This window comes from Chitinimonas violaceus, assembly GCF_052601015.1.
In genome coordinates, this window is sequence record NZ_JBQXDJ010000020.1 from 1 (window position 1) to 12,875 (window position 12,875).

General features: G+C 53.5%; 11 protein-coding genes and 1 pseudogene. 4 read left to right on the forward strand and 8 right to left on the reverse strand.

Annotation, left to right across the window (positions count from 1 at the left end; genetic code table 11):
* Nucleotides 1–109 (forward strand): annotated as a pseudogene (locus ACUHMQ_RS09035) (IS5/IS1182 family transposase); the annotation flags it as partial.
* A 102-nt stretch (nucleotides 110–211) separates the two neighbouring features.
* Here the strand turns inward: ACUHMQ_RS09035 and ACUHMQ_RS09040 are convergent.
* Together ACUHMQ_RS09040 and ACUHMQ_RS09045 are read right to left on the reverse strand one after the other, a co-directional pair.
* The gene (locus tag ACUHMQ_RS09040; RefSeq protein WP_445295132.1) at nucleotides 212–988 is read right to left on the reverse strand and encodes a L,D-transpeptidase family protein; all 777 of its coding nucleotides are present in this window, start codon (nucleotides 986–988) and stop codon (nucleotides 212–214) included.
* Nucleotides 989–1,023: 35 nt separating this feature from the next.
* Nucleotides 1,024–1,791 (reverse strand): class II glutamine amidotransferase, encoded by a 768-nt coding sequence (locus ACUHMQ_RS09045; RefSeq protein WP_445295133.1) that lies wholly within the window; start codon nucleotides 1,789–1,791, stop codon nucleotides 1,024–1,026.
* A 124-nt stretch (nucleotides 1,792–1,915) separates the two neighbouring features.
* Here ACUHMQ_RS09045 and fliD point away from each other — a divergent pair, with 124 nt between their 5' ends.
* Nucleotides 1,916–3,283: a flagellar filament capping protein FliD gene (gene fliD, locus ACUHMQ_RS09050; RefSeq protein ID WP_445295134.1), complete on the forward strand. Its 1,368-nt coding sequence runs from the start codon at nucleotides 1,916–1,918 to the stop codon at nucleotides 3,281–3,283.
* A 272-nt stretch (nucleotides 3,284–3,555) separates the two neighbouring features.
* Here fliD and fabI read toward each other — a convergent pair whose 3' ends face one another.
* On the reverse strand, nucleotides 3,556–4,338 hold the full coding sequence (gene fabI, locus ACUHMQ_RS09055) for an enoyl-ACP reductase FabI (RefSeq protein WP_445295135.1): 783 nt from the start codon (nucleotides 4,336–4,338) through the stop codon (nucleotides 3,556–3,558).
* Nucleotides 4,339–4,521: 183 nt separating this feature from the next.
* Here fabI and ACUHMQ_RS09060 point away from each other — a divergent pair, with 183 nt between their 5' ends.
* On the forward strand, nucleotides 4,522–5,370 hold the full coding sequence (locus ACUHMQ_RS09060) for an oxygen-binding di-iron domain-containing protein (RefSeq protein ID WP_445295136.1): 849 nt from the start codon (nucleotides 4,522–4,524) through the stop codon (nucleotides 5,368–5,370).
* Nucleotides 5,371–5,574: 204 nt separating this feature from the next.
* Here the strand turns inward: ACUHMQ_RS09060 and ACUHMQ_RS21605 are convergent, their stop codons facing one another.
* The 3 genes from ACUHMQ_RS21605 to ACUHMQ_RS09075 all read right to left on the reverse strand — a co-directional run bounded on the left by ACUHMQ_RS21605 (nucleotide 5,575) and on the right by ACUHMQ_RS09075 (nucleotide 9,644).
* Nucleotides 5,575–6,249: a Pepco domain-containing protein gene (locus tag ACUHMQ_RS21605; RefSeq protein WP_510182274.1), complete on the reverse strand. Its 675-nt coding sequence runs from the start codon at nucleotides 6,247–6,249 to the stop codon at nucleotides 5,575–5,577.
* Between the two features lie 478 nt (nucleotides 6,250–6,727).
* Nucleotides 6,728–6,919, reverse strand: coding sequence for a hypothetical protein (locus tag ACUHMQ_RS09070; protein ID WP_445295138.1), 192 nt, complete (start codon nucleotides 6,917–6,919; stop codon nucleotides 6,728–6,730).
* A 421-nt stretch (nucleotides 6,920–7,340) separates the two neighbouring features.
* On the reverse strand, nucleotides 7,341–9,644 hold the full coding sequence (locus tag ACUHMQ_RS09075; RefSeq protein WP_445295139.1) for a phosphocholine-specific phospholipase C: 2,304 nt from the start codon (nucleotides 9,642–9,644) through the stop codon (nucleotides 7,341–7,343).
* Between the two features lie 191 nt (nucleotides 9,645–9,835).
* Here ACUHMQ_RS09075 and ACUHMQ_RS09080 point away from each other — a divergent pair, with 191 nt between their 5' ends.
* The gene (locus ACUHMQ_RS09080) at nucleotides 9,836–10,141 is read left to right on the forward strand and encodes a hypothetical protein (protein WP_445295140.1); all 306 of its coding nucleotides are present in this window, start codon (nucleotides 9,836–9,838) and stop codon (nucleotides 10,139–10,141) included.
* 64 nt (nucleotides 10,142–10,205) lie between these two features.
* On the opposite strand, the gene ACUHMQ_RS09085 is transcribed toward ACUHMQ_RS09080, so the two are convergent.
* Together ACUHMQ_RS09085 and ACUHMQ_RS09090 are read right to left on the reverse strand one after the other, a co-directional pair.
* On the reverse strand, nucleotides 10,206–10,955 hold the full coding sequence (locus ACUHMQ_RS09085) for a hypothetical protein (protein ID WP_445295141.1): 750 nt from the start codon (nucleotides 10,953–10,955) through the stop codon (nucleotides 10,206–10,208).
* A gap of 107 nt (nucleotides 10,956–11,062) precedes the next feature.
* Nucleotides 11,063–12,847 carry an acyl-CoA dehydrogenase C-terminal domain-containing protein gene (locus ACUHMQ_RS09090; RefSeq protein WP_445295142.1) on the reverse strand — a complete coding sequence of 595 codons (1,785 nt, stop codon included), beginning with the start codon at nucleotides 12,845–12,847 and terminating at the stop codon, nucleotides 11,063–11,065.
* Nucleotides 12,848–12,875 lie beyond the last annotated feature (28 nt).

Genomic DNA, 12,875 nt, shown 5'->3' on the forward strand with positions numbered 1-12,875 from the left:
TGCGAGGCTGAAGCATTACCGTGCAGTGGCGTTCCGGTTCGACAAACTGAAACGGAACTATGAAAGCATGGTTGCCATGGCCTGTGGGTTTCTATGGCTACCTATGTGAAACGTCAACAGACCCTAGCCTTGTGAAATAAGGCAAGACAAGGCGAAAACCGCTGAGGCAGCGGAGCTTGCAAGTGGTAATTGAGTATTCCGTAGTTGTTTTCTACGCCGTATCGTTGACGTACAACGACGTTTGGTATTTTTCAGGTGGTACGTGGTACTGCTGAAGCTCAGCACTTAGGGATGCATACAACGTCTGTAACCACGTAGGTTGTGCAGTCTCGGGTGTAGTCACAGACGGTTGGCGAAAATCGGTCGGACTGACAATGATGCGTACGGGCTTGCTGGTCTGAGCGGCAAGTATGAACAGGTCCTCGGCTGCTTCGTCACCCACGGCAATGCAGCCGATTGAAACTGAACTGCCGTGAATCATGATGTCACCACCCAGATTGTGCCGCTTATCCCCCTGCGCCATGTGCCGGTCAAACGCATTCGGGTAATTCAGGCGAATTGAAAGATGAAAACGGCTGTTGGGGTTCAAGGACTCCGCTTGGTAGATGCCTTCGGGAACCTGCTCGTCGCCTTCCTTTAACTTGGGTCCCAGGTTCCCGCTGGCGGCAAGTATGGGATAGGCCTTCACGAACTGCCAAGGTTGCTGCGATGTGGTCCGGCCATAGACTTCCAGGCGGCGTGCATCTTTGAAGGCCACATAAGCCAACTCCTTGGGCGGATAGCTCAGACCTGCCGCGACGACTTCTGCACGCAGCCGGGCTTCGACTGCCGAGCCATATTCAGTCAACCGTTCATTCACGGTGTATCGTGTACCGCTCATAAAGTAAGACTTGATGCTTTTTCGAGAGTCATGTGCGAAATGGACTACCGCCATGGTTACCAGAATGATGCAAAGCAGAATGAGGTAAATGCGGGTAATGGGCTTCATGAAAACTCAGCGCGACGAATGAGCACTTTGAGGCCTCAGTACCGGTTGGGTTCCCCATCCTGAAAGATCACGAGTTCCCCGGCCTGCATTTGCGTCCACTGCTCGTTGTCGGTCAGCGGTTGCGTCGCAATCATCGCAACCCGGTCGGCCGGCGTAGTCAGCGAATTAAAATCCACACTCACGTCCTGATCGATGAGATGGGCATTGCCAAATGGTGCTTGGCGCACCAGATAGTGCAGATTGGTAGAGCAATGTGCAGCCAGCCATTGCCCATTCGACAGCAAGAAATTAAAGCTGCCGTGTGCGCTGAGTGTTGTCACCAACTCGCGCAGGGCAGTGTATAGCTGATCCTGAGGCGGTTCTGTATCAAACCGGCTTGCAAGCTGCTGCAACAACCAGCAGAAGGCATGTTCGCTGTCGGTATCGCCTACCGGTTTGAACCTCTCGCCAACTAATGCTGGCAGGGTCTTCAAGTCGCCGTTGTGGGCAAATACCCAATAGCGCCCCCATAGTTCACGCTGGAAGGGGTGGGTATTGGCCAGATTGATATTGCCTACTGTTGCCTTGCGGATGTGTGCAATAACGTTGGTTGATTTGATTGGATAGTTCCGTACCAACTCGGCCACCGGCGAGGTGCTGGACGACTGCCAGTCGAGGAACAACCTGCAGCCCGGCCCCTCGAAAAAGCCGATGCCCCAGCCGTCGGCATGGTGGTCCGTCAGCCCGCCACGCTTGCGGAAGCCTTCGAACGAGAAGCAGATATCGGTAGGTGTGTTGCAATTCATGCCGAGCAATTGGCACATCTTGAATAGTCCTTGTTACAGCGGTAAATCTCGGCCAAACGGCGACTTACCTCGGTATTTTCAAGCGTATACTTGAAAGAATTCTGCGTGGAGGCCAACCGATAGACCTCCGAGGGGGGTGAAGATGAACCTCTATGGTATTGGTAATTCGGTCAGTCAGGTGTTTACATTAAGTGGCATTGGCCGCAATGGCGCAGTGCAATCTGCATCGGGCAACGATGAAAAGTTGCGCAGAATCGGCTCGACCAATGTACGCCTTTCTGAAGCCGGTCGGTTGCAATCGGCTTTGTCAGATCTCAAAACCTCCGCTAGTGCCCTCGATAGCAAAGACAAGGTCGCCAAGGTAAAGGCGAAGTCGGACAACAAGGACATCACAGCGGTAACGAACCGTACCGATGTGGAACCCAAGTCGTTTGATGTCCAGGTCAATCAACTAGCTCAGTCGCAGCAGCTGCGCAGCCAGGCTTTCGCGGACCGCGACAGTAGCATTGTCGGTACTGGCAGTTTGCAGGTGGAGTTTGGGCGCTTCAACAGTTCCAGCAATAGTTTTACACCCACCGAAGGTACGCGCCGTACTGTCAGTATCTCGGCTGGGGATGGCACGCTGAATGGGATTGCCAAGGCGATTAACCGTGCCAATGTCGGCATTGATGCCAAGGTGGTTGAGGACAACGGAAGCTTCCGTCTGGACTTAAGTGGTCAAAAGACCGGTGGCGACCAGGCTTTCCGTATTCGCGTAAGCGATAACGACGGCAGCAACCAGGACAACAGTCAGGGGCTGTCGCGTCTGGCGTATGATCCGAGCGAAGTGCCGGGCACGGGCCGTAATCTGGATATAAACCGTAATGCCAAGTTTGCGGAATTGACCTTGAATGGCAAAGCCATCATCAGCGCGACCAATGATGTCAGCAATGTGGACCGTGGTATTTCATTGAGGTTGAGCGCTACCGGTGTTGCCAAGGTTGATCTTGCACGTGAGGTGGATGAGGCGAGCAGCAGCGCCCGTACTTTTGTTGACGCGGTTAATCGTTTCAACGATCAGGTGGCAGGGGGGCGCAGCGATACGCAATCCCGCAAGGTGGTCGGCCAGATCGACAAGGCTTTGAGTGCTGCGCAAAGCAGTGGTGAGACGAATCGGCTTACGCTCGAACAGGTCGGGATAGAGCGTGACAGGCAGGGGCAGTTGAAGCTCGATGAAGAGAAGTTCAGCAAGGCATTTGCCAAGGATGCCGAGCAGGTAAGCGGCCTGCTAGCCGATGCGGCAAGCCGTGTCAGTACCTCCAGCACGACGGCGCTGACCAACAGCCAGCGTATAACGACCCTCGATAGCACAAACCTGCTAGCTCGCAGTGACAACCCTTATGCTGCACAGACGCGCATACCGCAATTCCAGAGCCGCTATACCGAGCAGCAACCAACACTGCTTTCCTACTCGCCTAGCACGCAGAACCTATATGGCTTGTCCCAATACTTGTCCATAGCGGGGTTGTAGCGGAGCCACCAATAAAAGCGCCCGGATTTACCGGGCGTTTTTATTTGGATGGTTACAGTCTTACTTAAAAAGCCGATCGCGATTAAAACCAGTTCACGATCTGTCGCGAGCAACCGTCAGTAGTGAATAAGCTCTGATCACGGCGGCGCAGCAAGATCGCAAGCGCGGCCAACAAACCCCAGCGAAGCGATTCTGGCTAGGCATGCAAACGCAGACAGTACGTAGGTACGGCAAGTGTGCATAACAACGCCAGAAGGGTTTTGTTCGCCGTGCTACTCGTCCATACCTGCGGCAACGGTGCTATACCCATTATCCACATGCATGATTTCCGCCGTCACCGCTGAAGAGAGGTTGGACAGCAGGAAGGCCGCCACATTGCCGACTTCTTCAATGGTGACGTTGCGCTTCAGCGGTGCCGATTGCTCGACGTGGTGCAGAATCTTCGAAAAACCGGCAATACCTGCAGCGGCCAGCGTTTTAATGGGGCCGGCGGAAATGCCATTCACCCGGATGCCCTGGCCGCCGAGAGACGAAGCCATATAGCGCACATTGGCTTCCAGGCTGGCTTTGGCCAAGCCCATCACGTTGTAATTGACCACGGCGCGTTCAGCGCCCAGGTAGCTCAGCGTCAGCAACGATGCATCGGCACTCAGCTGCGGGCGCAGGGCCTTGGCCAAGGCAGCAAAGCTGTAGCTGCTGATGTCGTGGGCGATGTTGAAGGCTTCACGGCTGACTGAATCGAGATAATCCCCCGACAACGCTTCGCGCGGTGCGAACCCGATTGAATGGACGACACCATCGACCCGGTCCCAATGCTTGCCCAAGTCGGCAGCCATGGCGGCAATCTCTTCGTCAGAACCGACATCGCAACGCAGGATGATATCGCTGCCAAATTCCTTTGCCAGATCGACGACGCGGTCTTTGAGCTTGTCGTTCACGTACGTGAAGGCCAAGGTGGCCCCTTCACGGTGGCAGGCCTTGGCAATGCCATAGGCGATGGAGCGGTTGGACAAGAGGCCGGTGACCAGGATCTTTCTGTCGGCAAGAAAACCCATTTATTGACTTCCTTCACTTTGGGAAGCGCCGATTGTAGCCCGCTGACTACGTTGGGCCAATGCCGACAAACCGGTCAATCGCTTGATTTGCAGCTGTTTTACCGACTTGCTTTGCGCTGTATCAATAAACAGCGCTCGGTTTCGCGCTACGGTGCGCCCTTTTTGTAAATCGAGGCGCCTTGCATGGCTATTTCCCTGTTCGACAACGGCACCCACCGATGCCTGATGTTCGCTGACCTCGTGGACGATACCAATAACGAGGCCGTGCAGGCGAATCAGTTCCTGATTGTCTCGGGCAAAGAAGGAGCCTTGATCGACCCGGCAGGCAATATGACCTACAACGCCTTGATCATGGCCATGGCGCGCTACTTCCCCGCGCGTGAGCTCAAATACATTTTGGCGTCGCATGGCGACCCGGACATCGTTGCCTCATTGAACAAATGGCTGGTAAGTACCCAATGCCAGCTTTTGGTTTCCAAGCTTTGGTCGCGCTTTGTGCCGCACTTTTGCAATGTGGGTAATTCGGCAGGCCGCATCACTGGCGTACCGGACGAAGGCTGCTGGATTACGTTGGGCAGCAGCAAGCTGGCTGCGGTGCCAGCTCACTTTCTGCACGCAGAAGGCAACTTTCATTTTTATGACCCGACATCGCGCATCCTTTTCTCGGGCGATATGGGTGCTTCGATGGTGGAGCATGAGGCAGTTACAGCACCGATTGCGAGCTTGGCGGAATTCAACCAACACATCGCCAGCATGGAAGGATTCCACCGGCGCTATATGGTAGCTAACAAGGTATGCCGCCTCTGGGCCAATATGGTCCGGCCCCTGGTTGAGCGGGGTGAAGTCACCATGCTGGTACCACAGCATGGCCGTTACTTTGTCGGCAAGACGGTGCTGTTAGCTTTCCTCGATTGGATATCCAACCTCAGTTGCGGCATAGACCGCTTCGACGAAGGCCATTACCGCATACCGGGGCAGACTGCGAGTCGTAGCAGGATAGGGGCAGTGGAGCAACCATACGCGGTTGTGTGAATTAAGGTGCTGTATAGGCAGGTGTCAGGTGAATATCTCGGACGAGATTTGCAGACTGCGAATGTTGTAATCGGACCTTCGAGGAAACGGCAGAGTTTGGCGTAGATAAATATGAGCCCAGCTTGCTGGTGCAAGTTGGGCTCATGAGGTGAAGATTGAGTGAGGGCGTAATACTCAAGTGTAGCTACAGTGCTTGATGAGCCTCTACTTCTTCCCCGGTGCGAGGGTTACGGCCATGGATGCGCTACCACCAGAACCGAATCCCAAGAACTTACCATCCGAACCAAAACTGACAGTCAGTTGAACTTCCTTAAGGCCGTAATCGCCAGTGAAGGCTGAGGATAAACTGGTCAGCACTTTTTTGATTTCACCCTTGGCACTCGCCAAACCGTTGCTCAGTTTTTCAGCTGAGATGAGTGCGCTGGGTTTGGCTGCCTTCGGTTTCGCCTTGGCTGCGCTGGACTTCTTTGCTGCACTGCTTGAACTGGCCCCAGCCTTTTTAACAGCGCTTTTAGCAGGGCTTGCTTTCTTCGCCGGGCTTGCCTTTGCCTTAACTGCTGGTTTTGAAGCAGGTTTGGCTGACTTCATTGCGCCATTTGTGGTTGGCTTGGCCTTTGCGGTGGTTGCCGGTTTGGCAGTCTTGGTGGCCACTTTACTTTGTGACGAAGCAGAACTCATAGCGGGTTTTGCTTTGGCGGGTGCTGCTTTACTTGGTGATGAAGCGGCACCCATAGCAGGTTTTGCTTTTGCTGGTGGTGCTTTACTTGGTGATAAGGCAGAAACTGTAGCGGGCTTTGCTTTTGCTGGTGCTGGTTTGCTTTGTAGCAGTCCAGAAGCGGCTCTAGCCAATTTGGACGCTGGGGATTGAGTCGTAGCCATTTTCTAACTCCTTTAATAAGAACCCATAACCAAAAATATCATTCAAAACAATCGTTACTGCGAGGTCCGGTGATGAATGGAGACCACCTGCCTGTAGTGTAGTTATAGCGAAGATCAATATATTTACATGCGTTAACGTAAAAAAATGGCAAGCTCATCTGGCAAAAAAAGAGCGCACCAAAAGGCGCGCTCAAATTTGATGGGTATTACAGTTAGGGACTAGCAATATAGACCGCCAAATCGAGAATGCAATTACTGCCGAAAGGTGCACTGGCTATGGTTCTTCACCGCTACCTGTAAATCCATCTTCCGTGGCAACGAGTGTTGTTTACTCAGAATGAAATACGCTATCTTCATCGATCAAGTGAGTATCGTTACCACCCTCGACTCGGGCCAGCGTTGCGAATGAAATCGGCTTCACATCAATTACCGGATTAGCTTGCACTTGCGGTGTCTGCGTACGGCGTTTTTCATATCCTCATTCGTCAATGACTAGCGTGTTGCCCTCGTTCTCGAATACCCCGAACGTATCGATTATCAGCGTATTGTCTCCCTCTAGGATTTTGGTGCGCACTTCGTACTTATTGAAATCTTGATTGGCAGGTTTGGACATCACGATGATGTCTTGCACGGCACCCACGATCGTCAAAACACACGGTTTATTGCCCATTGACTGAGGAATATTTTCAGCAGTAAACGGAATAGTGCTGAGATTCCTTTGAGGTGTTACAACTCACTACTGGCGACACTATTCGTTGCTTGCAATTGAGTGAGGGGTACAGCGTTGTGCCAGTTCATGGCCTCATCTTCTGTAGCGTAAACAGCTAAAATCCTCTGCTATCAGCGTGAGATTGTGTGTGTCTTTAATCCGCCAGAACTGAAAACTGCTGCTGCCAGAACAGGCATACTCACCATTATTTCAATTTTGCTTTTCATCATCGAGCCCAGAAATCATTGTCCCAATAGCGGTACTGAGATCCTGGATACTGTCGAACCAAAGGCAGGTGCTGGTGCTTTGCATGGTGCATTCTCCACAGGAGAAAAGCTGTTTTATAGCCCTGCCTTTGCACTACTGCGAGCTGTGCAGTGCCTCACCTCACATCTTTTGCGATACCCCCTATTTTCGGGTCGGTGAGGCTGTGATTGCCGGTTTCGACATGGCCTGCGAACCGGCGTAAAAAACCATTACCCGCAGTGACGCTGACATCAAACCACTGCGCGCTGGCGGAAAGGTTCCAGACATCTGTGGTGGATGATGCTGGAAGGACGGTAAAGCGCCTTGTGTCCTGATCGTTGTATCCGTTCGCCACCACAAAATTGCATGTGGCTTGGCCGGTATTGCGCAGGGTGAGCAAGAGGCTGCCGCTGGGTTTGTCATAGCGGACCTGCACTTCGGGTTCTGCCTGCTGCTCCCCTGCTGCGGTGTAACTGCCCTGGAATTGGCAGAAGAAACCATTCGGGCCATAAACCGAAAACGCGTAGGTGGCTTTAACGCCATCGGCAAGTACGGGCATCCAGCTGTCAGACAGTGTTTTGCCGGCTTCAACCGAATACTGCCACGGGCCTTTGTGGTCATTGACGTTGACGAATGAGCGATCGGGAAACACCGAATCATTGGGTTCGTAGGGTTTGTCGGCATCGTTGAACACCGCGTGGTCATCTGTATAGACGATAAACCCGGCACCGACAGTGCCTGAGTTGGCAAAGTCTATCCAGAACTGTTTCCCGTCTGGGTCGAGCCGGCCATGAGCGAATAGCGTATAGGGCAATGCACGCGAGCGCCGTTGGCCAAGCTTCTGCACCGGCCGGTTGGGTATGACTGGGGGTACCGGGCCGGGCCAGGGCCGGCTGGCGTCAGCCACCGCTTTGTAGTTGCGGGTATCGGGCAATACCGGCTGGGCAATATCGGGGTTTCTGAAGTCGAAAGCGCTGGTCAGGTCGCCACACATGGCGCGCCGCCATGGCGAGATGTTTTCGCAGATCACACCGAAGCGTTGTTCGATGAAACGCAGCACAGAGGTGTGATCGAACACCTGCGAGCAGACCCAACCACCTTTGCTCCAGGGCGAAATGACTAGCATAGGCACGCGCGGCCCCAGGCCAATCGGCACGCCGTTGTAGTTTTCGGCATCGACAGAGACGGTGCTGCGGCCCTGGTAGCCATACAGGCGGGTGTTTACCGGCGGCACATAGGCCGGCATATGGTCGAAGAAACCGTCGTTCTCATCGTAATTGACGATGAATACGGTCTTCGCCCACACAGCAGGGTTTGAAGTCAGTGCCTGTAACAGTTTATCGACCAGCGCCTGGCCGGCAGCCGGTGTAGATGTAGGGTGTTCGCAATAGGCATCGGGGCACACTATCCAGGAGACCTTGGGCAGCCGGTCGTTCTTCACGTCCTCAGCAATCGCATTGGCCAGTACCTCGTCGTATGGCGCATCGTTTGAGCTGAGTTTGTTGCCCACATAGGCGCGACCGCGTTTGTAGAGGTCGGAGTTTTTGTCCAGCTTTCTGAATGCCTTGTGGTAGGCCAGCGAATTGCAGCCGTAATTGGAATAAGCCTGGTACACCTGCCAGTCGATATTGTTTTCCTGCAGCTGCATGGCGTAGCTTTTCCAGAGCAGGCCTTCCCAGGGTTCGTCCTGCGCCATATCGCCGGTCCAATTGCTGTCGAGCTCGCGCCCGCGTAAGCGCTTCTTCCTGTTGGCCGAGTCGTACCCCGTCATGGTGTAGACGCTTGCGCCGCTGGTGTAATACTGGCGGTTGGGTTCGGTATTGCCGAAGAACGAGCAGTGATTTGCATCGCAGATCGTGAAGGCATTGGCCAGCTGGTAGTAGAACGGTAAGTCTTTTTCTGTGTCGTAATACCCCATCGACATCCTGCTTTTCAGTGGTACCCAGGCATCCCAGTTTTTCCAGATGCCTTGTTCCAATTTCCAGCTGTGGTCGGTTCCACCGACTTGCTGTGCGCTGGTTGTGGAGGTATCGAGCCGGAACGGCAGTACGTAGTCCATACGGGCCTGTGCTGCCGGGTTGTCCTCGTACCAGGTGTCTTTCTTATGCCAGTTGCTGTGCCCCACATTGGCATAGCCCTTACGCTGGCCCCCATTCCTGCCTACAGGTTGGAACCAGACCGGTTTGCCGCTGAGCAAAGGCACGGGTCGTGGGTCGCCAAAGCCACGTACGCCATTCAGGGTCCCGAAGTAGTGGTCGAACGACCGGTTCTCCTGCATCAGTACGACGATGTGCGCCACATCCTCCAATGTGCCGGTAACCTTGTGTGCGGGTATGGCCAAGGCATCGCGAATGCTTTTTGGGAGTACGCTGGTGGATGCCGCAGCGCCAGATAGCTGTAATCCCCATTTAAGAAACTGCCGACGGTTTTTTATAGTCATGATTAGTCTCGTGGAAGAAGGGCGGTTGGAATGCGATCGCTAAGAACCTGCAGTGGGCGCTTATGGCCGTGGTACAGCACATCGCATTGCCGCGTATCTTCCTGGCGTCATGTTTCAGCAACATGAAGCAGATGGTTTTTAGACTGGTCTAACTCAACGGCAAGTTAGCTTTGGAACAAACTGAGGTGCATATGAAATCGATATATAAAGCAGTTTTTGTTGCTGGTGTCCTGTCTACAATGTCGGCAACAGCCAACGCATCGTCTTCAGACGGTTGGGCTGAGTTTCGCCAGGACGTGACCAAAGCATGTATTGCTGCAACGAAGGACCAGATAAAAAAGCCGAAAGTGACAGTAGACCCGTTCGGCAGTGAATCCTATGGGTTGGCTTTGGTGCAGGGCCAGTCGGCACACAGCAAGGATGTGCTGAGCATTATTTGTGTGTACGACAAGAAGACTAAAAAGACGGAGATTGGTGGCGAGTTAAAGCTACGCTGATTACCGCGTATTATTTATCGGCCGGGGTTGATGGCGATACAATGAATAACTGGGGACTAGACATCTAAGCAATTTGCTTGATTGAATCGGGAAATGAAAGAAAGTAGATATTTCGGAAGCCAGGGTTGTTTAGTTCGAAGTCGGTTGATTCATTTATGTCCAACTTTCCAGAATTAAACCGGTGGTCTGCTACAAGCAGAAGATCGATGATATTGTATTTCTTTTTATATGAATCCAGTTTCTGTGCCTTTCGATCAATAGCATTTTGCAATATTTCTGGGGAGACTTGTCCTACCCAGCCCACTCGGTCATCTACGTATTGCCAATGAGGGTAGCCTGAGGATTTACCATCGTTTGGTAACGGTATGATATGAACTGTAAGGTTGGAAACTGTATGAAACTCTGGAGGGGTAGGGTATGTCGAAGGCAGTTTAAGCAAGTAATCCAGTACTTCTCGCATGTTTGCTTCTAACAAGTTTCCATGGAAAACTGCTCTTATCGGTTTCCCGTTTGATTGGTAATATAGTTTCGCCAGCCTGTTAATTTTCCTGCTATTGAGTACTTCCCGGTACTTAGTTGGAGAACCTGTTCCAATTTCGTCGTCACATATATTGGTTTTTTGTTTGTCTTCGTCTGGTTCATCGCAGATATTGTTTTCCCGGTTAAATACCTGCCGTATTTCCAGGCCAAAAGTATTGCCGTTGTATTTGATTTCAAAATCGGGTGGCTCTGGAATATCAATGATTTCCCAGTTCTGAGGTAAGAGCTCAGCAGCTTTTTGGGCGTAAGCTCGTTCTTGATCTTTGTTTGCCATAACATCGTTTAGCGATCTTATTATTCTTGTTAGAAGATAGTTTGTATAAAAAGATAAAGCCACCCGTAGGTGGCTTTATCTTTATTCAGGCTGGTTTGTTGTGAGGTTCAGAAGGCTTCTTCCGGCATCGCCAACACACTCTCCGCCCCCTGCTGAATCGCAGCAGCCAAACCACCCACTTGTGGCAGCAAGTGAGCTGCGAAGAAACGTGCGGTGATCAGCTTGGCATCAAAGAAAGCTGTGTCGGCACTTGCATCAGCCAGTTTCTGCTTGGCCACCAGTGCAGCACGGCCCAGTTGCCAGCCACCCAGCACAATGCCCATCAATTTGAGGAAGGGGACCGAGCCGGCTGCTACATCGCGTGGCTGTGCGTCAAACTGCCCAACGACGTAGTCCGTGCTTGCACGGGCATGTACCAGCGCTGCGTTAAGCGCATCACCGATGTCTGAGAGGCCGGCAGTTTTGAGCTTGCCTGCGGTGGCTTCGACTTCACTTAGCAGTGCCTTTGCAGTCATACCACGTTCGGCGGCAGTCTTGCGGCCAACCAAGTCCAGTGCCTGGATGCCGGTGGTGCCTTCGTAAATAGCAGTAATGCGTGCATCGCGCAGGTATTGGGCTGCGCCGGTTTCTTCAATAAAGCCCATGCCACCATGGATTTGTACGCCCAGGCTGGCGATTTCGTTGACCTGCTCCGTATTCCAGCCCTTGACGATAGGAATCAGGAAGTTGACGACAGCCTGCCAGCGGGCTTTTTCGTGCGCATCGGGGTGGCTGCCAGCCTTGTCGAGCGCCGCACCGGTGAAGTAGGTGAGGGCGCGTTGGGCCTCGATCTGCGACTTCATCGTCATCAGCATGCGGCGGATGTCCGGATGCTTGATGATGGGAGCAGGGGCAGTATTTTCCGAACCCAGCTCGCGGGACTGGACGCGATCCTTGGCGTAGGCCACCGCCTGCTGGTAAGCACGTTCGGCGATCGCCATACCTTCCACACCCACGCCGAGACGGGCTGCATTCATCATGGTGAACATATAGCTCAAGCCACGATTGGCTTCGCCGACGAGGTAACCAATCGCACCGCCGTTATCGCCATAGCTCATCACGCAGGTTGGTGAACCGTGGATGCCGAGCTTGTGTTCCAGCGACACGCACTTCACATCGTTACGCGCGCCGAGCGACCCATCGGCATTGACCATGAACTTGGGCACGACGAAGAGGGAAATGCCTTTCACGCCGGCTGGTGCATCGGGCAGGCGGGCGAGGACGAGGTGGACGATGTTGTCCACCATATCGTGTTCACCCCAGGTGATGAAGATCTTCTGGCCCGATATCTTGTAGGTGCCATCGCCCACCGGTACGGCTTTGCTGCGCACCTGGGCAAGGTCGGACCCAGCCTGGGGTTCGGTCAGGTTCATGGTGCCAGTCCATTCGCCAGTCGCCATCTTGGGCAGGTAGGTGGCTTTGAGTTCGGCCGAACCATGGTGCGCCAATGCCTCCAATGCGCCCAGTGTAAGGAGCGGGCAAAGGCTAAACGCGACATTGGAAGCGCACCACATTTCATCTGTGGCCATGGCTACCAGTGCCGGCATGGCTTGGCCGCCGAACTCGGTTGGTGTACGCAGGCTGATCCAGCCGTTCTCAGCAAACTGCTGGTAAGCACTCTTGAAGCCCGGCGCGGTGGTGACAACGCCGTCTTTTAACTGGTTGCCATGCTGGTCGCCCACCCTGTTCAACGGTGCAATCACGTTTTCCGCCAGCTTGGCAGCTTCTTCCAGAATCGCATCGACGAGCTCGGGATTCACATCTTCATTGCCGGGCAAAGCGGCAACTTCGCTCAGGCCGGCCAGCTCATTAAGTACGAAACGGATGTCGGCTACAGGGGCGCGGTAGGTCATGACGATCTCCAGATCAGATTAAATACGT